General features: G+C 59.4%; 25 protein-coding genes. 20 read left to right on the forward strand and 5 right to left on the reverse strand.

Annotated elements, in window-relative coordinates; genetic code table 11:
* The first annotated feature begins 2 nt into the window (after nt 1–2).
* The 14 genes from SynA1524_RS06275 to SynA1524_RS06340 all read left to right on the forward strand — a co-directional run bounded on the left by SynA1524_RS06275 (nt 3) and on the right by SynA1524_RS06340 (nt 12,721).
* A complete protein-coding gene (locus SynA1524_RS06275) occupies nt 3–1,181 on the forward strand; it encodes an ATP phosphoribosyltransferase regulatory subunit (protein ID WP_186495978.1) in 1,179 nt (392 codons plus the stop codon).
* A gap of 24 nt (nt 1,182–1,205) precedes the next feature.
* Nucleotides 1,206–1,430 carry a ferredoxin family protein gene (locus SynA1524_RS06280; RefSeq protein ID WP_011128141.1) on the forward strand — a complete coding sequence of 75 codons (225 nt, stop codon included), beginning with the start codon at nt 1,206–1,208 and terminating at the stop codon, nt 1,428–1,430.
* Between the two features lie 89 nt (nt 1,431–1,519).
* The gene (htpG, locus tag SynA1524_RS06285; RefSeq protein ID WP_186495981.1) at nt 1,520–3,424 is read left to right on the forward strand and encodes a molecular chaperone HtpG; all 1,905 of its coding nucleotides are present in this window, start codon (nt 1,520–1,522) and stop codon (nt 3,422–3,424) included.
* 76 nt (nt 3,425–3,500) lie between these two features.
* A complete protein-coding gene (gene rpmB, locus SynA1524_RS06290; RefSeq protein ID WP_011128143.1) occupies nt 3,501–3,737 on the forward strand; it encodes a 50S ribosomal protein L28 in 237 nt (78 codons plus the stop codon).
* A 10-nt stretch (nt 3,738–3,747) separates the two neighbouring features.
* Complete coding sequence (locus SynA1524_RS06295) at nt 3,748–4,308, forward strand: peroxiredoxin (RefSeq protein WP_186495983.1); 561 nt, start codon at nt 3,748–3,750, stop codon at nt 4,306–4,308.
* A gap of 52 nt (nt 4,309–4,360) precedes the next feature.
* Nucleotides 4,361–5,848, forward strand: coding sequence for a glucosylglycerol-phosphate synthase (ggpS, locus tag SynA1524_RS06300; protein ID WP_186495986.1), 1,488 nt, complete (start codon nt 4,361–4,363; stop codon nt 5,846–5,848).
* Nucleotides 5,848–7,110 (forward strand): ABC transporter substrate-binding protein, encoded by a 1,263-nt coding sequence (locus SynA1524_RS06305; protein WP_186495989.1) that lies wholly within the window; start codon nt 5,848–5,850, stop codon nt 7,108–7,110. The genes ggpS and SynA1524_RS06305 overlap by 1 nt, the downstream gene beginning before the upstream one ends.
* Nucleotides 7,107–7,973, forward strand: a complete 867-nt coding sequence (locus SynA1524_RS06310) for a carbohydrate ABC transporter permease (RefSeq protein WP_186495991.1) — start codon at nt 7,107–7,109, stop codon at nt 7,971–7,973. The genes SynA1524_RS06305 and SynA1524_RS06310 overlap by 4 nt, the downstream gene beginning before the upstream one ends.
* Nucleotides 7,970–8,788, forward strand: a complete 819-nt coding sequence (locus tag SynA1524_RS06315) for a carbohydrate ABC transporter permease (RefSeq protein ID WP_186495994.1) — start codon at nt 7,970–7,972, stop codon at nt 8,786–8,788. The genes SynA1524_RS06310 and SynA1524_RS06315 overlap by 4 nt, the downstream gene beginning before the upstream one ends.
* A complete protein-coding gene (locus tag SynA1524_RS06320) occupies nt 8,785–9,759 on the forward strand; it encodes an ABC transporter ATP-binding protein (RefSeq protein WP_502707919.1) in 975 nt (324 codons plus the stop codon). The genes SynA1524_RS06315 and SynA1524_RS06320 overlap by 4 nt, the downstream gene beginning before the upstream one ends.
* Complete coding sequence (locus SynA1524_RS06325; protein ID WP_186495998.1) at nt 9,756–9,905, forward strand: hypothetical protein; 150 nt, start codon at nt 9,756–9,758, stop codon at nt 9,903–9,905. Before SynA1524_RS06320 ends, SynA1524_RS06325 begins: the two co-directional genes overlap by 4 nt.
* Before the next feature lie 8 nt (nt 9,906–9,913).
* Nucleotides 9,914–10,558, forward strand: coding sequence for an NAD-binding protein (locus SynA1524_RS06330; protein ID WP_353616549.1), 645 nt, complete (start codon nt 9,914–9,916; stop codon nt 10,556–10,558).
* Nucleotides 10,559–10,569: 11 nt separating this feature from the next.
* Nucleotides 10,570–11,622 (forward strand): hypothetical protein, encoded by a 1,053-nt coding sequence (locus tag SynA1524_RS06335; RefSeq protein ID WP_186496003.1) that lies wholly within the window; start codon nt 10,570–10,572, stop codon nt 11,620–11,622.
* Between the two features lie 61 nt (nt 11,623–11,683).
* Nucleotides 11,684–12,721, forward strand: a complete 1,038-nt coding sequence (locus SynA1524_RS06340) for a PstS family phosphate ABC transporter substrate-binding protein (RefSeq protein ID WP_286188493.1) — start codon at nt 11,684–11,686, stop codon at nt 12,719–12,721.
* Here the strand turns inward: SynA1524_RS06340 and csaB are convergent.
* A complete protein-coding gene (gene csaB, locus SynA1524_RS06345; protein WP_186496006.1) occupies nt 12,712–13,776 on the reverse strand; it encodes a polysaccharide pyruvyl transferase CsaB in 1,065 nt (354 codons plus the stop codon). The two genes, SynA1524_RS06340 and csaB, sit on opposite strands and share 10 nt — an antisense overlap.
* Before the next feature lie 60 nt (nt 13,777–13,836).
* Here csaB and SynA1524_RS06350 point away from each other — a divergent pair, with 60 nt between their 5' ends.
* From SynA1524_RS06350 to psaK, 3 genes are read left to right on the forward strand one after another with little or no spacing between them, the layout of a single operon-like run.
* Nucleotides 13,837–14,115: a DUF2499 domain-containing protein gene (locus SynA1524_RS06350; protein WP_186496009.1), complete on the forward strand. Its 279-nt coding sequence runs from the start codon at nt 13,837–13,839 to the stop codon at nt 14,113–14,115.
* 3 nt (nt 14,116–14,118) lie between these two features.
* Entirely contained in the window at nt 14,119–14,415 is a 297-nt protein-coding gene (locus tag SynA1524_RS06355) for a DUF3593 domain-containing protein (protein WP_186496012.1), read from the forward strand.
* A 57-nt stretch (nt 14,416–14,472) separates the two neighbouring features.
* On the forward strand, nt 14,473–14,730 hold the full coding sequence (gene psaK, locus SynA1524_RS06360) for a photosystem I reaction center subunit PsaK (RefSeq protein ID WP_186496016.1): 258 nt from the start codon (nt 14,473–14,475) through the stop codon (nt 14,728–14,730).
* 13 nt (nt 14,731–14,743) lie between these two features.
* Here the strand turns inward: psaK and SynA1524_RS06365 are convergent, their stop codons facing one another.
* Both SynA1524_RS06365 and dxs read right to left on the reverse strand, forming a co-directional pair.
* Nucleotides 14,744–15,907 (reverse strand): NAD(P)/FAD-dependent oxidoreductase, encoded by a 1,164-nt coding sequence (locus SynA1524_RS06365; RefSeq protein WP_186496018.1) that lies wholly within the window; start codon nt 15,905–15,907, stop codon nt 14,744–14,746.
* An 18-nt stretch (nt 15,908–15,925) separates the two neighbouring features.
* Nucleotides 15,926–17,857 carry a 1-deoxy-D-xylulose-5-phosphate synthase gene (dxs, locus tag SynA1524_RS06370; RefSeq protein ID WP_186496021.1) on the reverse strand — a complete coding sequence of 644 codons (1,932 nt, stop codon included), beginning with the start codon at nt 17,855–17,857 and terminating at the stop codon, nt 15,926–15,928.
* 80 nt (nt 17,858–17,937) lie between these two features.
* Here dxs and ilvA point away from each other — a divergent pair, with 80 nt between their 5' ends.
* The 3 genes from ilvA to SynA1524_RS06385 are packed head-to-tail and all read left to right on the forward strand — an operon-like array spanning nt 17,938 to nt 20,342.
* The gene (gene ilvA, locus SynA1524_RS06375) at nt 17,938–19,467 is read left to right on the forward strand and encodes a threonine ammonia-lyase, biosynthetic (RefSeq protein WP_186496023.1); all 1,530 of its coding nucleotides are present in this window, start codon (nt 17,938–17,940) and stop codon (nt 19,465–19,467) included.
* A 39-nt stretch (nt 19,468–19,506) separates the two neighbouring features.
* Nucleotides 19,507–20,004 (forward strand): SMC-Scp complex subunit ScpB, encoded by a 498-nt coding sequence (gene scpB / locus SynA1524_RS06380; RefSeq protein ID WP_186496036.1) that lies wholly within the window; start codon nt 19,507–19,509, stop codon nt 20,002–20,004.
* A gap of 38 nt (nt 20,005–20,042) precedes the next feature.
* The gene (locus SynA1524_RS06385; protein ID WP_011128159.1) at nt 20,043–20,342 is read left to right on the forward strand and encodes a YggT family protein; all 300 of its coding nucleotides are present in this window, start codon (nt 20,043–20,045) and stop codon (nt 20,340–20,342) included.
* 1 nt (nt 20,343) lies between these two features.
* Here the strand turns inward: SynA1524_RS06385 and SynA1524_RS06390 are convergent, their stop codons facing one another.
* A complete protein-coding gene (locus SynA1524_RS06390) occupies nt 20,344–20,808 on the reverse strand; it encodes a hypothetical protein (RefSeq protein WP_186496039.1) in 465 nt (154 codons plus the stop codon).
* Nucleotides 20,809–20,814: 6 nt separating this feature from the next.
* The gene (locus tag SynA1524_RS06395) at nt 20,815–21,144 is read right to left on the reverse strand and encodes a nucleoside triphosphate pyrophosphohydrolase family protein (protein WP_186496041.1); all 330 of its coding nucleotides are present in this window, start codon (nt 21,142–21,144) and stop codon (nt 20,815–20,817) included.
* Nucleotides 21,145–21,180: the final 36 nt, after the last annotated feature.

A 21,180-nucleotide genomic window follows, 5' to 3' on the forward strand; every position in this document is an offset into this window, starting at 1 on the left:
AGATGGCGCTGCAACCCGCAGCTGGCGCGAGGGATCTGAATCCACGTCAGGTGGAATCCAACCGGGCGCTCAGCGAGCGCCTGGCTTCTGTATTTCGTTTATGGGGCTACGACGAGGTCTCCCCTCCTCGGGTGGAACGTCTTGACACCTTGATGGCCGGTGGGGCCATCGCCAGCGAAGACGTTGTGCGGTTGGTGGCCGATGAGCCCCTGGGCCTCCGCCCGGAGATGACCGCATCCATCGCCAGGGCTGCTTGTACCCGGCTGGCCTCAAGGCCCAGGCCGCTGCGTCTCTGGGCGTCTGGAACGGTGTTTCAGTCGAGAGCAGCTGATGAAGGTGGGCATTGCATAGAAGAGAATCTGCAGTGCGGTGTGGAGCTGTTCGGTGTTGCACCGATCGAAGCCGAGATGGAGCTGCTCAGCCTGTTGATGGCAGCAGTGGAACGCCTGAACTTTCATGCTCAGCATCAGCCTCGGCTGTTGATGGGGCACACGGGACTGATGGATCTGTTGCTCAGCCCCGTTCCGCCCGTCCTGCGCGACGCCGTCCGCGCCGCGTTGATTCAATACGACCGCCTTGGGCTGGAAACCATCGATCTTGAAGAAGAACTAAGGGCCACCCTGCTGAGCCTGCTGGACTGCCGCGGCACACCGAACGAGGTCCTCGAGCGTCTGTCCTCCTGCTTTGGTGCTCACTCTCTGTTTGACGATCTGCATCGGCTCTGCCGCCAGCTCCAGGGACCGGCAGAAGCCCAGGGCGTGAGGCTTCAACTGGATCCCACGTTTCAACCGAGATTTGAGCTCTACACAGGCCTCGTCTTCCAGCTGGTGTGCGACACGCACTCGGCGCCTATCGTGGTGGCCCGTGGGGGCCGCTACGACGACTTGGTTCGCCGTTGTGGTGCCAAACCGGGACAAGACTTTGGTGCGGGCTTCAGCCTCGCGATCGATCCGATCCGGGAATTGTTGAGTGACGCATCGTCCAACCCGTCGTTCGCGCCTCAGTTGATGGTGGCGTTTTCGGAGCGGTCAACTCTCGAGGCGGCACTGGAGCGGCAACGCTGGTGGCATCAACAGGGCCGAAGTGCGGTGATTGAACTGCATCCGTTCAGCGCTCGGAGCCTGGCTGAACAGCAGGCCACGGACCAAGGTGGCTTCCAACTTGATTGGATCGATCCTTAGGATTAAGGTTGAGACGACTGAGTTATGGCCCACACGATTGTCACCGATGTCTGCGAGGGCATTGCCGACTGTGTGGATGCCTGCCCCGTGGCCTGCATCGATCAGGGTCAAGGAAAAAACAAAAAGGGCACCGACTTTTACTGGATCAATTTCGATACCTGCATCGACTGCGGCATCTGTCTGCAGGTGTGTCCCGTGGAAGGCGCCATCCTGGCCGAGGAGCGCCCTGACCTTCAGAAGGGCGGCTGAGCTGATCTAGTTGTTCGGAGAACCACCAAGCATTCCCTCTTGAGGGGATTCAGGGCCCCTCTTTATCGTCAGATTTTTCCAGCAGTCCAATGCCGGTGATGGACGAACAGGGTCAGATTCAGATCCACACCGAGAACATCTTCCCGATCATCAAGAAGGCCGTGTACTCCGGCCATGAGGTGTTTCTCCGCGAGCTAGTCAGCAACGGTGTCGACGCCATCAGCAAGCGGCGTATGGCGGCCATGGCGGGCGACTGCAGCGAAGGCGAAGACGGGGTCATACGCATCACGGTTGACCGAGAAGCCAAAACGCTCACCATTGCTGATAACGGCATCGGCATGACCGCCGATGAGGTGAAGCGCTACATCAACCAGGTGGCCTTCTCCAGTGCCGAGGATTTTCTGGAGAAGTACGAACAGGAGGGAGATGCGATCATTGGCCATTTCGGCCTGGGCTTCTACTCCAGTTTCATGGTGGCGGAGCAGGTGGAATTGGTGACGCGATCGGCCCGGCCGGACAGCGAAGCGGTGCGATGGAGCTGTGATGGATCCCCCAACTTCAGCCTCAGTTCCGCTGAGCGTGATCAGCCAGGCACCGATGTGATTCTCCACTTGATGGAGGAGGAGCTGGAGTACATCGAGCCAGCTCGGATCCGCACCCTGGTCAACACCTACTGCGATTTCATGGCAGTGCCGGTGCAGCTGGAGGGGGAAACAGTCAACAAGATGGATGCCCCGTGGCGAAAGAGCGCCCGGGAGCTCACCGACAAGGACTACATCGATCTTTACAACTACCTCTACCCATTTCAGGGTGACCCACTGCTCTGGGTTCACCTGAACACCGATTACCCCTACAACCTGCAGGGAATTCTGTTCTTCCCCAGGCAGACCGGTCGTGCGGACTGGGAGAAAGGCGAAATCAAGCTCTACTGCAATCAGGTGTTCGTCAGTGATTCCATCAAGGAGGTGGTGCCGCGTTACCTGCTTCCCCTCCGTGGCGTTCTCGATTCACCCGACATCCCGCTGAACGTCAGCCGCAGTGCCCTGCAGACCGACCGCCGCGTTCGCTCCATCGGCAATTTCGTTGCCAAAAAGGTGGCTGACCGCTTGCGCAACCTCAAGAAAGACGACCCCACCGCCTATGCAGAGGCCTGGGAGTCCTTGGCACCCTTCGTGAAGATCGGCGCCATGGAGGACGACAAGTTCGCCGACCAGGTGGCGGAGCTGATTCTGTTCGGCACCAGCGCCTCTGCAGCAGATGGCGACATCCCTGATCCAATCAGCGCCGGTGATCGTGCCTTCACCACTCTGGAGGGCTACCGCAGCCGACTGGACAGCAACAACGACAAGCGCATCCTGTACAGCACCGACGACGTGGCCCAGGCCGGTGCACTCAACCTCTGGACCTCCCAAGGAATGGAAGTGCTGAATCTGGAGACGGTGGTCGACACCCAGTTCATCCCATGGCTCGAACAGCGCCATGAGGATCTGACCTTTCAGCGTGTCGATGCCGAGCTTGATGACAGCCTCAAGGACAACGACGCGGAAATTACCGACCAGGACGGCACAACGGAATCTGATCGACTGAGGGATCTGATCAAGACCGCGCTGTCCAACGACAAGGTGACCGTGCAAGTGCAGGCTTTGAAGGCTGAGGGTGCACCGCCGGCGATGATCCTGCTGCCGGAGCAGATGCGGCGCCTCAATGACATGGGAGCCCTGATGGAACAGCGGCTTCCAGGCCTGCCGGACCATCACGTTCTTCTGGTGAACAAGCGACATCCCCTGGTGGAGGGGATGCTGAAGCTGAAGGCCGGCAGCGTGCTCGTCGGCGATGCTCAGAGCTCACCGACGGAGGCCTTGGCCCAGGACATTGCTCGCCACATTTACGACATGGCTCGACTGGGTGTCGGCGGCCTTGAGCCCAATGAACTCAGTGGCTTTCAGACCCGCAGCGCTGAACTGATCGGGACGTTGATGCAGAGGGGGATGTGACCTCCACTTTTTGATAAGATAGTAGTTTGGATCTGATTGTTCAGGTCTGAAGAACCTCAAGCAGAAGGACGACGACATGTCTCGGGTGTGCCAGCTCACCGGTACTCGCGCCAATAACGGCATGGCAGTGAGCCATTCCCACATCCGAACAAAGAAGCTGCAGCAGGCGAATCTGCAGAATCGACGTCTTTGGTGGGCTGAGGGCAAGCGCTGGGTGAACCTGCGCGTCACCACCCGCGCCCTCAAGACCATCCAGAAGAAGGGCCTGGGCCCATATGCCAAGTCTCTGGGCATTAACCTGGCCAAACTCTGATTTTCAACGTGTGCGCCGGCGGGATCTGTTCATCAAGTCCGGCTTGCTGTTGACAGCACTGTCGATCACCCCATCGAAGGCCTGGTCCCTCGGTGGGGTTGTTTTGGAACAAGGCACTGAAGCACCAAGCTTCGATTTGCCGGGTTCCAGCCGTCGTGAACCCGATAGAGATCGCTGGTCCAGCGATGATCTGCGCGGCCGATGGCTTGCCGTGTATTTCTATCCACGGGATTTCACAGGCGGCTGCACGATTGAAGCCAGGGGGTTTGAGTCTCTGCACAGTGATTTCCTGGCAGCAGGTGCCGAAGTGGTTGGCATCAGTGCCGACAGCGTCGACGACCATGAGTCGTTCTGCGAGAGCGAAGGTCTCAGCTTCCCCCTGTTGTCCGACCCTGATGGAACGGTCAGCAAGGCCTACGGGTCCTGGATGGCGCCGTACTCTCTGCGACACACTTTTCTGATCGATCCAAACGGGATTCTTCGTCAACGATGGGTCGCGGTGAGACCGAGTGGACATGCCCTGGAGGTACTCGACGCGATCACGGATCTGCAAAACAACACCTCTGTTTGACAGAAACAGTCCAGTCATGAAATGGTGATTGAAACTGAGTGGTAATCGTTATATGGGACAGAGCTCGTTCGTTATCCTTTATCACCGAACTCCTTTTGACGAGGCAAAAGATGCTCAAGGGAGCCAAATCTGGGTTGATCAGAAGAGTCCAAACGGCATCATTCCAACTTTAAGAAATCTCTTCAGGTCACGGAATGACGGCACCTGGATTGCATGGCGTCGTGTTGATCATCCTGAAGAGATGGATGTTGAACGACTTGAGATGACCAACCCCTCTCCATTCGCATTGTGCAGGATTCCGCTAGCCGATGAACAGATATCTAGCTTCTATCACATCACCTCAAAGGAATGCTTTTGGCCTATTCTTCATACTTTTCCGACTCATTTCAATGTCAACAATGCCAACTGGGGCATTTTTGAGGAAGTCAATAAGCGTTTCGCTGACGCAGCCTGTAATGAGGCCGCTGAAGGTGCCACAGTCTGGGTCCACGATTACAACCTCTGGCTTGCACCGGGTTACATCCGGCAGCAGCGTCCGGATTTAAAAATTGCCTTCTTCCATCACACTCCCTTTCCAGGTAACGACGTCTTCGCCATCCTTCCCTGGCGCGAACAAATTTTGGAAAGTCTGCTCTGTTGCGATGTAGTTGGCTTTCACATCCCGCGCTACACCGAGAATTTCGCCCGTGCTGCAAGCACCTTGGTGGGCGCCAAACGAGGTTCAAAAGTCTCTGTTGACCAGAAGTTCATCACAGTCGGCACGGCTCTTTCAGAAGGAACGGTCACGAGCCACCTGGATCACAACGGTCGACGCATTCAATTGCTGAGTTCTCCTGTTGGAACCTCACCCGATGTGATCCAGGAGCTGTCCTGGAGTGCATCCGTTGAAAGTTATGGAGAGATGATCGTCCAGGACACCAAGAAAGGACGCAAACTGATCCTTTCTGCAAGCCGGGTTGATTACACCAAAGGCAATGAAGAGTTACTGCTGGCCTTTGAACGCCTCCTCGAACGCCGAGAGGATCTCCATGGGGAAGTGGTACTGATGCTGGCCTGCGTGGCGGCCGCCAGCGGGATGAAGATTTACGAGGAGACGCAGCGCTCCATTGAGGAAATGGCCGGACGCATCAATGGTCGTTTCAGTCAGGTTGATTGGATTCCAGTGCGCTTCTCCACGCGGCGGATTCCTTACGACGAGATGGTGGCCTGGTTCTGCCATGCAGATGTCTGTTGGATCACACCGCTGCGGGATGGATTGAATCTTGTCGCCAAGGAATACGCCGCGGCACGTCGCCATCGCGGCGGTGTCCTCGTGCTTTCTGAATTCACCGGTGCGTCGGTGGTCCTGGAAGGGGCTGTCCTGACAAACCCTTATTCCAACCGTCGGATGGATGACGCCATCGAGGCCGCCCTGGCCATGCCGGAAGACGAACAACGCCAACGCATGGAGACCATGTCAGCCGCTGTTGAGGCTTACACCGTTCAGGACTGGGCCGAAGAACAGCTGGCAGGTTTTCCGGAAGTAGCCACCGTCGGCTGATGGTCTTTCGGCGCAGCTTGATCGCCCTTGGGCTCGGATTTGTCCTGCTCATGGGTGTCGCCTGGGGCCGTCAGCAGCAGGTGCAGTCGGTCACGATCCTGATGCCAGCCCCCTACGCCGATGCCACAGCGGCATTGGTGGATCGGTTCAACGATGACCACCGCGGGCGGATTCATCTCAGCATCAGCCGAGGCCCCCTGGAAACGGAATCCATTTCCGATCTGGCCATCAGCAGCCTCCTGCTGGGTTCCCCCCCCTTTGATGCACTGCTGGTGGATGTGACCTGGCTGCCGAAGTATGTGGCCGCCGGATGGCTTGAACCCTTGGATCCATGGTTTGACCAGGCTGATGAAGACGACCTCGTGGCGGGAGCCAGACTTGGCAACTGGGTGGACGGAGCGTTGTACCGCTGGCCATTGGGTGCCGATGTTGGACTTCTTTACTGGCGTACAGACCTGATGCCAAGCCCACCCACGACGCCGGATGAACTCACCGCCGTGGTGAGCAAGCTGCAGGAGGAGGGTCGCGCATCCCAGGGGTTTGTCTGGCAAGGCCGGCAGTACGAAGGGCTCAGCTGCGACTTTGTGGAACTGCTGCAGGCCTTTGGTGGGTCATGGATCAACCCCACCACCGGCGAACCGAATCTCGACAGCCCTGCGGCGAGGCAAACCGCGACCTGGATGAGCGATCTGATCAGCAATGGCTTCAGTCCCCGGGCCGTCACCAACTACGCCGAGTCGGAATCGCTGCAGGCCTTCAAGGCCGGTGACGCAGCACTGATGCGCAACTGGCCTTACGCCTGGTCGGAGTTGCAGAGAAACGACAGTGCTGTGAAGGGCCGGGTCGGCGTCACCACGATGGTGGCCTTGCCGGGGGAGACTCCCGCCGCCACCCTCGGGAGCTGGGGATTGAGCATGTTGCGGGAGACGCCCCATCCCTCAGCGACAGCTGAAGCGATCCGCTACCTCACCAGTCAGGACGCCCAACGGGAGCGCTTTCTGAACCAGGGCTACACCCCCACCGCACGAGCGCTCTTCCGTGATCCTGAATTGGTCCAACGGTCACCGGTCTTACCCGAGTTGGAGAAGGCCCTGGATCATGCGGTCCCACGCCCGATGTCTCCGCTCTATGCCCAGATGAGCGATGTGCTGCAGCGTCAGCTGAGCGGAATCTTCACAGGTGATCTTGATCCGGATGAAGGGATGGCTCAGGCCCAGGCCTCAACCATCACCCTGTTCCGATCCGCTGGGGGCAAGGCATGACCGTGCTGTTGCTGCTGCCGGCTTTGCTGCTGATGGGTCTGGTCTTCGTTTGGCCCATGCTCCGCTACGGCTGGCTGAGTTTCCACGCCGATTCCGTGTTGACCGGTCTGAATCCTGTGGCCAATGGCGGGGCAAATTGGATTCGCTTGCTGGACGACCAGCGCTTCTGGCAGGACGCGCTGCAGACAACACGCTTTGCCGGGGTGTCCGTTGGGCTTGAACTAGTCCTCGCCCTGGCAATCGCGCTGTTGCTGGATCAACGATGGCGGGGGCGGGGCGTGGTGCGGGCCCTGGCCCTGCTGCCCTGGGCACTCCCCACCACGATGATGGCCCTCGGGTGGCGTTGGATCTTCAATACGCCCTATGGCCCGTTGGAACGCCTCGCTGAGGTTGTGGGTCTGGGACCACTCAATCTCTTGTCCACACCGGCATCGACCTGGCTGGTGACTGTTGTGGCCGATGTCTGGAAGACAACGCCTTTCATTGCACTGCTGTTGCTGGCTGGATTGCAGACCATTCCCGAGGATCTCTACAGCGCCTTCCGTCTCGAGGGCGGACGGCCGCATCAGGCCTTGATGAGCATCACCCTGCCGTTGTTGATGCCCTACGTCTTGATTGCCCTGCTGTTCCGCGGTGCCCAGGCCTTCGGCGTTTTTGATCTGATTCAGGTTCTCACTGGAGGTGGGCCAGCCGGAAGCACCGAGAGCGTCGCGCTGTATGCCTTCCTCAATGCCATGCGCTTCCTCGATTTCGGCTACAGCTCCACAGTGATGCTGGCAGGGTTCCTGCTGCTCACGCTGGCGGTACTGGCCCTGGCGATGCTTCTGCGCCTGGGTGGGTTGATCAGGCCGGTGCAGTCATGAATCGCCGTTTCGTGCCCTGGATCAGCCTGCTGTTGCTGTGGTCGCTGCTGCCGATGCTCTGGCAGCTGATCAGCTCCTTGTCCACTGCAGAAGCTCTGGTGGATGGATCGATTCCGCTTTTGAAGCGTTGGACCTTGGTCCACTACCAAGAGCTGTGGGCAAGCGACCCTCCCTTCTTGCGCTACCTGCTCAACAGTGCCGTCGTCAGCGGACTCACCACGCTGATCACGCTTGTTCTGGCCATTCCAGCTGCCTATGGCCTGGCCAGAGTCCCCCAACAGCTGCGTCAGCTGCTGCGTTGGATCACCGCTGGAGCTGCTCTGTTCCCATACGTCCTGCTGTTTCTGGCATTGCTGGAGCTGGCCCGTCGCTTTGCACTTGGTAACAACCTCATCGCCTTGGCCGTGCCTTACGCAGGGTTGGCAATGCCCCTGGCCCTGCTGTTGCTCACCTCTGCCTTTGAAGGCTTACCCAGGGAATTGGAAGATGCCGCCCGTTTGGAGGGTCTGAGCCTGTGGCAGCGTCTCCGTTGGGTGCTGGTGCCCCTGCTGGCTCCAGCCACCGCCAGCACAGCCATCCTGGTGTTTCTTTTCGCCTGGAATGAATACCCCATCGCCTTGACCTGGCTCAGCCGAGATGACCTGCTGACCCTTCCGGTGGCGATGGCCCGGATTGCCGGATCATCGATTTATTCCATTCCCTACGGCGCCTATGCCGCCGCCACCGTGCTGGGGTCGATTCCTCTGTTGCTTCTGGTGCTGATCTGTCAGCGTCAGATCGTATCCGGGCTGACCAACGGAGCAATCAAAGGCTGATGTTGCATCTCAACGGGCTCGGCAAACGCTTCGGAGACCAGTGGATCCTGCGGGATCTCAACCTGCAGGTCCGTGAAGGTGAATGTGTCGCGCTGCTGGGTCCCAGCGGTTGTGGCAAAAGCACGGCCCTGCGATTGATCGCCGGGTTAGAGCGGCAGGACGAGGGATCGATTGAACTTGATGGTGCTCGCCTGGACACCATCCCAGCGGAACGCCGTCGCATCGCCATGGTGTTCCAGAGCTATGCGCTGTTTCCTCACCTGAGCGTTCGGGAGAACCTCACTCTAGGGCTGAAGATCCGTGGTGTTGCCCCCGCTCTACGCCAACAACGGATCAACTCGGTTCTGGACACGGTGCGACTGAGTGAGATGGCCGATCGACGTCCCCAGCAGCTCTCCGGGGGCCAGCGTCAACGGGTTGCACTGGCCAGAGCACTACTTCGTGATCCACGCGTTTACCTGCTGGATGAACCGATGAGCAACCTGGATGCACAGTTGCGCGATGAGCTGCGTCCGGAACTACGCCAACTGATCCTGCAGGGATCGCAACCTGTGGTGTACGTCACCCACGACCAGCAGGAGGCGATGGCTCTGGCCAACCGCATCGCGGTCCTCAAGGGGGGACGCATCGAACAGATCGGAACCCCTGAAGAGCTCTACAAAACTCCGGCCAGCTGCTTTGTCGCCAGCTTCATCGGCCGTCCCCAGATCAATCTGCTGAACATTGATCAACAGCTCACGATCGGCATTCGACCGGAAGACCTTCGCTTCGATGTCGAGGGGATGCCCTGCCGTTTGATCAGCCGTGAATGGCAAGGCGCGAGCCAATTGTTGTTGCTGGACAGCCCGCGTGGTGCGTTGCGAATGCTTTGTTCTGGTGATGCCGCCCTGGGCGAGTCCTTATCAGTGAGCTGGCCGACCCGTGCTGAGCATCGCTTTGATGCCAGCAGTGGACGTCGGCTGGCTGGATGACTCCCGAACGAACTCCGATCCTCTTCTGCGGCCTGAGATCCCTCGGGCAGGCCTGCCTGAAACGACTGTTGGAATTCGATCATCCTCTCGTCTGCATCGATCAGCAGCCCCCCAATGGCAATCAGCTGAGCTTCGAACTGCTCTGAAAGAGGGGGTGATTCTCGGTGACATGCGTCTCCCCTCCACCTTGAAAGCCGCAGGCGTTCAACGGGCCCGGAGCGTGCTGATCCTCAGCTCAGACAACACCATCAATCTGGAAACGGCGCTGCAAGTTCGGCTTCTTAATCACAACGCCACCGTTGTCGTTCGCTCCAGCAGCCAGCAAGGGGATCTGAACCGTCTGCTGGAACGACGCTTCACCAATCTGATCACCGTGGATCCCCAGTTGCTCACTGCTGGTGCGATCGCACAGACAATGCGCAAGGACGCTCACCCGGCGACGTTCCGTGTGGATGGCGTCAGGATTCGTCTGGGCCGCAGCACCAGTCTTGGTGTCCAACGCCCCTTACAGCTCGAGGCTGGAGATCTGCCAACAACGGTCAATCCGATGATGGTTCAGGTCGATGACAGCATTCGACGGAGGCATCGGCAGCAACTGAACAGCCGCTGGATCCGACTGGTCGATGCCGTCGCATCAAGCCTGCGCGACCGCTGGGCGCAGATCATCACGAGAGTCTTCCATCCGACCCTGCTGGAGATCACGCTGGCCCTGGCCGATCTGCTGATCCTGCTTGGACTGATGGTCTACGGGCAGAGCTACGGCACCCGCAGCTGCTATTCGCCACCTTCGGCCTGCTGAAGGGTGAATTCGTGGATCCGGTGAATGTGCTGATCGAAGCGAGCGATGGCGATGTGCGCTCACTGCCGGTCAGCACGTTGGTGCTGACGCTGATCTATGCCCTGTTCGGCACGCTGCTGACCTCGGCGGTGATGGCCTTCATGACCGAACAACTTCTGAGCAACCGCCTTGGATTGCGTCGTCGACGGCCCCCTCGTCGGAACAGTTCCATGGTGTTGGTGATGGACGGCAAGCACCTCGGCAACCGTGTGGCCGAACGCCTGCAAGGCGACAACCTGTCGATCGTTCGAGTTCACCAGTCCGACCATGGCGAGGGCGTTTCCCTCGAAACTGCCCTGCGCTGGAGACGGCGCACACCACTGCAGGGGGGCGCTCTTCTCTCCAGAGACCTGATGGCCAATCTGCGACTGGTCCTGGAACTGCAGGAGCAACATCCGCAGGCACGTCTCGTGATCGCCACCAAGCATCTGCCGGGTGCCGATGCTCTCGGCGACCTTCTCGGGGGGATCACCGTCATCGAGTCGGTTGGCATTGCCGCTGATGCCCTGGTGGCAACGGCCTTTGGCGAAGAAGTGAGGGAAATCCGCCGGGTGGATGGCAGCAATCTGATGCTGGTGCGCTATCCGATCGGTGCCAAAGATATTTTGCATGACCTCAGCGTCTCCAGACTGCAGTGTGGATACGGAGTGACCGTGCTGGCTGTTCGACGCTCGGGGGCAGCCTCCTGGCAGCTGCTTCCCAAGCTGGAGTGGCCCTTGAACAAAGGAGAAGAAGCACTGGTTCTGGCCGATATAAAGGGACTTCGTCGGGTCGAGCAGGGGGCAGCGATCTGCCCCCGCTGGCGCGTTCGCTTCCGGGTGATTGAGCACAGCGTGCAGGCCTTCGACACGCAACAGTGCCTGGCGCGCCACTTGAACATGCCTCCCGGTCAGTTCAAGGGTCTGATTAATGGCGAGCAGCATCTCACTCCACCGATGGATCATGACCTGGCCAAGCAGTTGATGCAGGCCCTGCGCCGCATCGCTGTCGAGTCGACACTCGAGGAGTCGGCAACGGCTGGATAACCGAGGCTTAACCCCACGGGATTCAGCAAACCGCATCATTAGGGCACATTTCTCAACTCCGATGGGGTCCCGTTTCGCGCTCCGTTCGTTCCTTGTGATTGCAGGGTGCAGCGCTTTGATTGGGTTAGCTGCCAGCTCCTCAGAGGGTGCTAACACCATCCGCATCAGTGGATCCAGCACCGTATTCCCGATCACCAAGGCCGCGACTCAGGGATATCGAACAACAGGTCAGGGCAAATCTGTTGACTTTGACATCAAGGAAACAGGATCAACGGCAGGGTTTCGAGAATTCTGTAATGGCAACATTCCACTGGCCAACGCATCGCGACCGATCTCCGGCAAAGAGCTGAAACGTTGCGCGGAGAACGGCATCAATTTCATTGAACTTCCCATCGCCTTTGATGCCATCACCGTGGTGGTCAACCCAGGCAATGACTGGTCACGATCAATGACCGTCAACGAACTCTCCAGGCTTTGGAACAAGAGTGCCCAAGGAACCATCAACCGCTGGAATCAGGTGAATCTTGATTATCCAGATCAGCCCATCAAATTATGTGGGCCTGGCAATGACTCAGGCACTTATGATGTTTTCAACAAAACTGTTAATGGTGCTAAAACAAACTCAAGGACGGATTACTTAGCCAGAGAAGACGATAACGAATTGGTGAAGTGCGTTGCCGATAACCGGCAAGCTCTGGCCTATTTTGGCTATGCCTACTATAAAAACAACACAGACAAACTAAAGGCAGTCAAAATTGTCAACCCAAAAGACAACGCCGTCATGCCCTCTGTCAAGAGTGTGCAAAATGAAAAATATCGCCCTCTTTCCCGCCCACTCTTTCTCTACATCAATGATCAGTCGCTGAGAAACAACAAACCCTTCAGGCAATTCATCAGCTATTACCTGCGCAACATCAGCTCTCTTGTAACCACGAGCAACTACATCCCGTTGCCGGACGCCACATATCGACTCGTCGATTCAAAAAAATACCGCCACATCCTGGGCACCAGTTTTGGGGGCAATCTGCCAGTTGGCCTCACCATCGGTCAGGCCATTGACCGCAGCTTTGATCAGCACAAAACTGAATATCACCGCTGAGGCAAATAACGTCTGAGATGATTGCCGTGGTGGGCCGCCGCGGCACGAATCCGTTCAATCTGATCAGAATCCGCCGGAGTATCCATAGCCTCTCGCCATTGCTTCAGCAGCGTCTGCTCATCCGGCAGCGCATCGAGAGAGCTGCAGGGAACTCCCGCCATGGCAGCCGCGGCTTCAACCTTCGGGTCATAACTCAGGGCCGCCATCGGACAGAGCGCGAGTCGGGCCAGGATCAATGCATGGAGTCGCATCGGAATAACCAGGCGTGCTTTGCGGACTGAGGCAAAGACCGTTTCGAGAGACGATGGAATCACCGTTGTAGAACGTGAATGCAGGCCTGGCGGGACCGCCCCTTGATCGGTGAGCCAGTCGAGCAACGCGCCGTCCTGATGGCGATGAAACGCCAACCATCGGACCGGGGCATCAAGGTCCTCCGCCAGCCGACTCAGAGCATTCAGCAACAGAGACCACCCCTGCATTCCAAGCAGTGGCGAAGGGCGCCAGCACACCACAATCGATTGGCCTCCAGACCAGGGCTTTCGGGGCAATCCCCAGACCGGGTCAGGGGCGAGCTGCATAGGCATCCGAGGAGCCCAACGGCTGGCACGATCCATGGACGCCTGATCCCGCCAGCTGGCACTGCGGCAAACCGGGAGAACCAGGCGCACCAACCTGCGGCTGAGCGGACGTTGCAGCGGTCCAAGTCCCTGACCCCAGAGCAGCACCGGCCGACCCCGCAATCGCGCCATGGCGATGATCAGCAGGTAGTAGATCAGGCTGCGGAAACTGGTGCTGTCCTGAAGCAGGCTGCCGCCACCGAACACCACCGCGTCGACCCGTCCAATGGACCGCAGCACAGAACGGAGGGAGCGACGATCTACCGCCTCGGCATCTGGTGCCAGTGCGGCAAGGGCATCGGCGTCATGGGCTGTGACGAGCTGACGACTGGGGGAAGGCAACTCCCTGAGCAGCACGGCCAGCAGGGCGTCATCCCCGAGGTTGTTCTCGCCGTAGTAGCCACAGAGGAGATATGCCGGAACGGATCTGGCAGCCACGGGACTGACCTCCGTGAGAGAGGCTCATTATCAACCGAACACTCTGATTAGGCTGAATACATGCATGCCTTGTCCCTCGGCACCTGGTGGATCCATGTCACCTCGGTGATCGAGTGGAGCCTGGCCATCGTCCTGATTCAACGCCGGGGCCTGAAGTGGCTGGCCTTGGCCATGGTGCCGGCACTGATCAGTGCCATGGCGGCATGCACCTGGCACCTGTTCGACAACAGTGAGGCCCTTCGCCCACTTGTGACCTTGCAAGCAGCGCTCACCCTCATCGGAAACATGGTCTTGGCCTGGGCAGCGTGGTCGCTCCTGCAACGCCGAGCGACGAGCTGAGTCATGGATTTTGACCCCGCACCGCTGTTCGCTCTGTCGCTACTGCCCTATCTGTTGTTTCTCCGTTGGCTTCAACGCAGCGAGGCCCTGCCTGAACTTGCAGTCTGGGGGTTCCGACTGACACTGCTGTTTGTCCTCATGACCATAATCGCCGCTGTCTTTGCCTTGCGCTGCTGCAATGCGGAGCTGGTGGCGGTGGATGGCCTGCATGGCGGAGCGGAAGCTTTTCTCACCCTGGCCAATGCTGTTCTGGTGATTGGGCTGCTCCGCTCCGAGGCCGACAGGGTGAACAACTCTTAAGAGGAGAAGACAGAAGTCCCCGGAGCTCGGAAGATGAAGCGTCGCTCATTGGCTTGAATGCTGACCCCTCTCTTCGCCATCGCCCCCGCAACCGTGACCTGGTCTCCCAAGGTTGCGCTGGTGATGATCGTTTGCAACGTGATCGCCATCGCTGTGGGCAAGGCCACCATCAAGCTCCCCAACGAAGGCGCCAAGCTGCCTAACGCGGCTTTCTTCGGCGGCATGGGTCACGCTGCACTGCTGGGTACCACCAGCCTTGGCCACATCATCGGCATCGGCGCCATTCAGGGTCTTGCTGCCCGCGGCGTCCTCTGAGAGGTGACGGTCCTCAGTTGAGGTACGGCAGCAATCGCCAGCCGTAACGCTCAAATCGATACCCGAATAAAAGCTCGGACAGGTGCTCGGCAGAGGTCTGTCCGGACAAACCATGGATGAGCCGTTGCATGCGGTGATCGGCCTCAGGCGTGTTCAGGCCCCACCACGTTCGCCGAGCCAAGCGATTAGACACCGCCCATCGCCAACCATATCGCTGTCTCAGTGCAGCCTGATAGCCCCGGTGGGAACGACCTGAGAGCAGGCTTTCGCTCAAGACTGATGCGCTGTCAATGGCGTGGCGGATCCCCTCGCCTCCGAGCAGATTGGCGGTACCCGCGGCATCGCCAACGGCCCAGAGGGCGCCTGTGCCATGGGGTTGTTGCTGTCTGATCGTGCTGGCGACACGTCCACCGTGACGATCCAGCACCGGCAGCCGGTCGAGATCACAACGTTTCAGTAACCGTTGCAGAGATGTCCCGAGGGGAACCTTGGGCTGATCGGGAGGTGCCAAACGGCAAACCCCCACCTTGAGCCGATCCTGGGCCATCGGAAACACCCAGCCGTACCCATGGGGCATCCACTCACGGCCCAGCATGAAACTGACCCGCTCACGCCAGCGTGCTGTGTTGCCACGGTCTCCCTGAAGCAGCCACTCCACACCGTCTCCTTTGAGCAAGGGGTCGTCTGTGGACTCAACAGGGACGCCGGCCTGCTTCAGCAGATGTCGACCTGGCCCTGTGGCATCCACCACGAGGTCGACCGTTCGATGCTGCTGTTGATCAGCTGAGGTCAGGATCAGGTCGGCCGACCGTGCCTCCAGGCGATCAAGCTGCACCCGCCAACCGTTCAACAGCTCAACGCCTGACCGCCGGGCCTGGTCCCAGAGATGTCGTCTGAAGGCGGCGAAGTCGAGCACCACCCCCTGCGGATCAGCCGCCCACCACTGGTGTTCAAGACCATCAGGATCCAACAGCTGCCATCCCCACCAGATAGTGGAGCGACACGCCCCGGGAATGCCCAGACGATCGGCATCGGCTAGGGGTAGCGCGGCGCTCGAATAAGCATTGCGCTCAGGAGAAGGCAAAGCATCGGCGAGGGTCACCGCCCAGCCCGCTTCAGCGACTTGAACAGCCAGGCTGGCGCCAGCCGGGCCTGCCCCAGCGATCAGAACACGCACTGGAGAACAGCCGTGCGTTCAGGGTTGAATCGCCGATACCGATGCAGTACCGGCGAAGTCACGTCTGCCCAGTTCAAAACGGCGACGGATGCGCTCAGCCATTTGAACAGGTATCAGCCCCAGCGACTCCTTGCTCTGCTGCGGCGTGGCGTGGTCGACCATCTTGTCGGGAATACCGATCCGCAGCAGCGGAACACTGATGTCCTGATCGGACAACGACTCGAGCACTGCTGCACCAAATCCACCGGCCAGAGCGCCCTCTTCCATGGTGACCACGCGACGGATGCGCCGTGCCAACGGATGAATCAAAGCTTGATCCAGGGGCCGCAGGAAACGGCCGTTGATCACCGTGGTGGAAAGGCCAGCTTCCTCAAGCAGGGTGGCGGTGTCCAGAGCCGGGTACACCATCGAGCCATAGGCCACGATCAGCAGATCATCCCCTTCACGCAACAGCTCACCGCGACCGATCGGGAGTGCTTCCCAGCCCTCCTCCATCAAAGGCATGCCGACCCCTGATCCACGGGGGATGCGCAGAGCTGTGGGTCCGTCGTGGTTCAGACAGGTCACCAGCATCCGCTGGAGTTCCGCCTCATCCTTGGGCGCCATCACCGTGAAGTTGGGGATGGATCGCATGTAGCTGATGTCGTACTGACCCTGGTGCGTCGGTCCATCAGCACCGACGATGCCGGCCCGATCGAGCACGAAGGTCACCGGCAGGTTCTGGATGCCGACGTCATGGATGAGTTGGTCGTAGGCGCGCTGCAGGAAGGTGCTGTAAATGGCCACAACAGGCCGCAGACCTTCACAGGCCATACCTGCCGCCAAGGTGACCGCGTGTTGTTCGGCGATGCCGACATCCACGTACTGCTTAGGAACAGCTTTCTGCAGCAGATCCAGGCCGGTTCCAGTGGCCATGGCGGCGGTGATGCCCACCACGCGGCTGTTCTGTTCGCAGAGCTTGACCAGGGTCTGGCCGAACACCTTGCTGTAACTGGCAGGTTTCGGTTTCTTCGACGGAATGGCCTTACCGGTGCTCAGATCAAAAGCGGACTGGGCGTGATAGCCGACCTGATCCGCCTCGGCATAGGGGTAACCCTTTCCTTTCTTGGTGACGACATGAACCAGAACGGGGCCACCATCACGGTGGGCTGCCTGGAAGGTCCGCATCATTTCACCGATGTCATGGCCATCGATCGGCCCCATGTAGGTAAAGCCCAGCTCTTCAAACACGGCACCCACCTTGGGAACCGCGAGACGACGCATGCTGCCCTTCAGGCGGTTCAACTCAGCGGGGAGCTCGCCACCCATGAAGGGAAGATGGCGAACGCTTTCCTCAACACTGCCTGAGAGGAACTGCATCGGCGGACTGAGCCGTGCTCGGTTCAGAACGTTCGATAGGGCACCCACCGGGGGGGAGATCGACATGTCGTTGTCGTTGAGGACAACGAGCAAGGGGGTTTCGGGGAGATGTCCGGCGTGGTTGATCGCTTCCAGCGCCATCCCACCGGTGAGAGCACCATCGCCGATCACGGCGACGCACTTGAAGTCCTCACCGCGGTTATCCCGGGCCATCGCCATGCCCAGCGCTGCTGAAATAGACGTGCTGGCATGACCAGCACCGAAATGGTCAAAATTGCTTTCGGAGCGTTTGAGGTACCCGGCAACCCCGTTCTGCTGGCGAAGGGTATGGAAGTCGTTGAAACGACCGGTGATCAATTTGTGTGGATACGCCTGGTGCCCGACATCCCAGATGACCCGGTCCCGATCCAGATCGAGGGTCTGGTAGAGCGCCAGGGTGAGCTCCACCACCCCCAGGCCAGGGCCGAGATGGCCGCCACTGGTGGAGACCACCTGAAGATGACGCTCTCGAATCTGACGAGCGACATCCTCAAGCTCAGACAGCTTGAGGCCGTGCAGCTCATTCGGATGCGTCAGATCTCCGAGATGCATGCACCATCCGCTCCAGGTCTTGCAATCTACGGCGTCCTTTCCTTAGGACCGTTAGCCCTGAACATGGGGAGAATGGAGGGATGACCGACTATCTCCAGCGGATCCTGCGGGCTCGCGTTTACGACGTCGCGCGGGAGACGCCGCTTGACCCTGCCCCAAACCTCAGTCGCCGACTCGGCAATGAGGTGCTGCTGAAGCGCGAAGACCTGCAACCGGTGTTCTCGTTCAAGCTTCGCGGTGCTTACAACCGCATGGCTCAGCTCACGCCGGAGGAACTCAGTCGTGGCGTGATCGCCTCCAGCGCTGGAAATCATGCCCAGGGCGTGGCCCTCAGTGCCAAAAAACTCGGCTGCCGCGCCGTCATCGTGATGCCCGCCACCACACCCGAGGTGAAGGTGCGGGCCGTACGCAGCCTTGGCGGGGAAGTCGTGCTCCATGGGGAGACCTACGACGAATGTTCAGCAGAAGCGAGACAACGCTGCGCTGATGAGGGACTCACCTACATCCATCCCTTTGACGACCCGGAAGTTATCGCCGGCCAGGGAACAATCGGTCTGGAGATCATGCGGCAGAGCCCTGAACCACCGAACGCCATTTATGTCGCGGTCGGCGGCGGCGGACTGATTGCCGGAATCGCGGCTTACGTCAAACAGCTGTGGCCCAGCACGGAGATCGTCGGCGTGGAACCGCTTGATGCGGACGCCATGACCCAGTCGTTAGAGCAGGGACAACGGATTGAGCTGGCCCAGGTGGGCCTGTTCGCCGACGGCGTTGCGGTCCGCAGGGTGGGAGAGCACACCTTTGCCCTGGCCCAGCAATTTGTTGACCGCATGGTGCGGGTCGACACCGATGCGATCTGTGCCGCCATCAAGGACGTGTTTGAAGACACGCGCTCCATCCTTGAACCGGCTGGTGCACTTGCCGTGGCTGGGCTGAAGCAGGATGTGGCCGATTGCCACATGGCGGACCGCCGACTGGTGGCGGTAGCCTGCGGAGCCAACATGAACTTTGATCGCCTGAGGTTCATCGCCGAACGCTCCGAGCTGGGAGAGGAACGTGAGGCGATGTTGGCGGTGGAAATCTCCGAGAAACCGGGAAGCCTCAGAACCCTGTGCGATCACCTGCGCAGCCGCAGCCTCACCGAATTCAGTTATCGAATGAGTGAGGGGGAATCAGCCCACATTTTCATCGGCGTGCAGGTGAACGGCGCACAGGATCGTCACCATCTCGTGGATGGACTCCAGCAACAGGGCTTCTCCTGTCTTGATCTCAGCGACAACGAACTGTCCAAGGGTCACCTCCGTCACATGGTTGGCGGTCGTCTTCCATCCACATCGAAGGACGGTTGCGCTGGGGGCTGCCTTGAACTGCTGTACCGCTTTGAATTTCCAGAAAGACCGGGGGCACTGATGCGCTTCGTCAGCGCTCTCAATCCCGGTTGGAGCATCAGCATCTTCCACTACCGGAACCATGGAGCTGACGTGGGTCGGATCGTGGTGGGTGTGCTGATACCGGTGGAAGAACAGCCGCAGTGGACGGCCTTCCTCAATGAGCTTGGGTACCCCTACTGGAATGAAACGGACAATCCGGCTTACACCCTGTTCCTCTGACGTTGACGGCGATACCTTGGACCATTGCGACGGTTCGCGATGTCCACACCGTCTCTCGCTGCCCAGATCGAAGCCATCCTGTATCTGAAAGGGCGTCCGATCGGTCTGAACGAGCTGTCTGACCTTGCTCGAGCCGAACCTCAGGGGGTTCAACAGGCCCTGCTGGCCCTCTCAGCCAGCTATGCCCAGCGGGATACCGCACTGGAGATCGTCGAGCAGAACGGCCGGTTCGGACTGCAACTCCGTCCGGCACTCGCGGACCTGGTTCAAAACATGCTGCCGGTGAATCTCTCCACCGCCGCACTGCGGACCCTGGCAACGATTGCCCTGAAGAAAAGGATCCTGCAAGCAGACCTGGTGGATCTGCGTGGCTCGGGTGCCTACGACCACATCAAGGAATTGCTGGCCCAGGATTTCATCGAACGGCGCCGTCAGAGCGAGGGACGCTCGTACTGGATCACGCTCTCCGAAAAATTCCATCGCACCTTTTCGGTTCTTCCGGACTTGGCCCAGGATCCACCGGCTGAGGCTGCATAGACTTTTCGAAGCTTTCGAGTCGAACTGTGGACACAACCATGCTCACCAGTGGCATCGCCTATCTGCTGCTGGTGCTGTCCACCGCCGTGAACATTTACTTGTTTGTGCTGTTCGTGCGGGTGCTGCTCACCTGGTTCCCCAACATCGATTTCAGCAACCCCGTCCTGGGTGGCGTCGCCTCGATCACCGACCCGTATCTGAACATGTTTCGTGGGGTGATCCCTCCGATCGGTGGGATTGATCTTTCGGCGATCCTGGCGTTCATTGCCTTGCGAGTGTTGCAGGGATTGCTCGAAGCATCCAGCGCTCAATTCCAGTCAATGAGTCTGGGGTTCTGAATCACTGAATCGCTTGCTCCAGCGGCAGCAGATCGTCGTCATCAACGCTGGTGAGGTTGCGCACGGGCGCCTTGAATCCCCGCGCCCGGGGGTCGCGGATTTCAAACGGACCAGGAGTGCCCGCCGGCACGGAGAGTCTCAGGGCGAAGGTCTGCAAACCGGGAATCACATCTCCGATCGAGCCGACCCGGGTTCGGTTCGGAAGAATCGGTTCGCCACTGGCGTCAAGGATGCGAGCGAACACATCGGTGTCCACCACAGGCTTGCGACCGGGGTTCTCCACCTCACCACTGAGGACGTAACACGTCGCTCCCATGGGACGAGCAAAGTCCGGTTGGTTGCGGGGATCCTCAAGGGAACAGGGCTCAAGGCCGAGGTTGTTGAGATTCAGATCGGCTGCATCTACGGGATTCACCCCGATCAAAAGCAACAACAGGGCAAGCAGAGGGAGCAGACGTTGGGGCATGAACTCCTAGCGGTGGTCTCCACTGCCCGTAATGCGACCACGGGCCGCACGGCTGGCCAGTTTGTCGAGATTGGCCGAAGCGACCTCATCCAGGTCATAACCCAACTCGCGGGCCAACTGGGCGACGTACCAGAGCACATCTCCCAGTTCGAGCTTGATCGCTTCTCTGGTCTCAGGATCAAAAATCCCTTCGCGATCTCGTAACACCTTTTTGACCTTGTCCGCCACTTCTCCGGCTTCCCCTGTCAGGCCCAGCGTTGGGTAGATGGGGTTCTGACCCACCCGGGGGTAAGCGGCTGTTCTCCGTGCAGCATCCTGATAGGCGTTGAGTTCCATCGGCAAAGCCTGACAACGCCCGGATGGTAGTTTCCG

This window comes from Synechococcus sp. A15-24 (assembly GCF_014280195.1).
Lineage (GTDB): Bacteria > Cyanobacteriota > Cyanobacteriia > PCC-6307 > Cyanobiaceae > Parasynechococcus.

Bases quoted from the DNA above. Each gene is read 5' to 3' on its own strand.
- SynA1524_RS06275 (WP_186495978.1), top strand. From the start codon at position 3: ATGGCGCTGCAACCCGCAGCTGGCGCGAGGGATCTGAATCCACGTCAG.
- SynA1524_RS06280 (WP_011128141.1), top strand. From the start codon at position 1,206: ATGGCCCACACGATTGTCACCGATGTCTGCGAGGGCATTGCCGACTGT.
- htpG (WP_186495981.1), top strand. From the start codon at position 1,520: ATGCCGGTGATGGACGAACAGGGTCAGATTCAGATCCACACCGAGAAC.
- rpmB (WP_011128143.1), top strand. From the start codon at position 3,501: ATGTCTCGGGTGTGCCAGCTCACCGGTACTCGCGCCAATAACGGCATG.
- ggpS (WP_186495986.1), top strand. From the start codon at position 4,361: ATGGGACAGAGCTCGTTCGTTATCCTTTATCACCGAACTCCTTTTGAC.
- SynA1524_RS06305 (WP_186495989.1), top strand. From the start codon at position 5,848: ATGGTCTTTCGGCGCAGCTTGATCGCCCTTGGGCTCGGATTTGTCCTG.
- SynA1524_RS06310 (WP_186495991.1), top strand. From the start codon at position 7,107: ATGACCGTGCTGTTGCTGCTGCCGGCTTTGCTGCTGATGGGTCTGGTC.
- SynA1524_RS06315 (WP_186495994.1), top strand. From the start codon at position 7,970: ATGAATCGCCGTTTCGTGCCCTGGATCAGCCTGCTGTTGCTGTGGTCG.
- SynA1524_RS06325 (WP_186495998.1), top strand. From the start codon at position 9,756: ATGACTCCCGAACGAACTCCGATCCTCTTCTGCGGCCTGAGATCCCTC.
- SynA1524_RS06340 (WP_286188493.1), top strand. From the start codon at position 11,684: ATGGGGTCCCGTTTCGCGCTCCGTTCGTTCCTTGTGATTGCAGGGTGC.
- SynA1524_RS06350 (WP_186496009.1), top strand. From the start codon at position 13,837: ATGCATGCCTTGTCCCTCGGCACCTGGTGGATCCATGTCACCTCGGTG.
- SynA1524_RS06355 (WP_186496012.1), top strand. From the start codon at position 14,119: ATGGATTTTGACCCCGCACCGCTGTTCGCTCTGTCGCTACTGCCCTAT.
- psaK (WP_186496016.1), top strand. From the start codon at position 14,473: ATGCTGACCCCTCTCTTCGCCATCGCCCCCGCAACCGTGACCTGGTCT.
- dxs (WP_186496021.1), bottom strand. From the start codon at position 17,857: ATGCATCTCGGAGATCTGACGCATCCGAATGAGCTGCACGGCCTCAAG.
- ilvA (WP_186496023.1), top strand. From the start codon at position 17,938: ATGACCGACTATCTCCAGCGGATCCTGCGGGCTCGCGTTTACGACGTC.
- scpB (WP_186496036.1), top strand. From the start codon at position 19,507: ATGTCCACACCGTCTCTCGCTGCCCAGATCGAAGCCATCCTGTATCTG.
- SynA1524_RS06385 (WP_011128159.1), top strand. From the start codon at position 20,043: ATGCTCACCAGTGGCATCGCCTATCTGCTGCTGGTGCTGTCCACCGCC.
- SynA1524_RS06390 (WP_186496039.1), bottom strand. From the start codon at position 20,808: ATGCCCCAACGTCTGCTCCCTCTGCTTGCCCTGTTGTTGCTTTTGATC.
- SynA1524_RS06395 (WP_186496041.1), bottom strand. From the start codon at position 21,144: ATGGAACTCAACGCCTATCAGGATGCTGCACGGAGAACAGCCGCTTAC.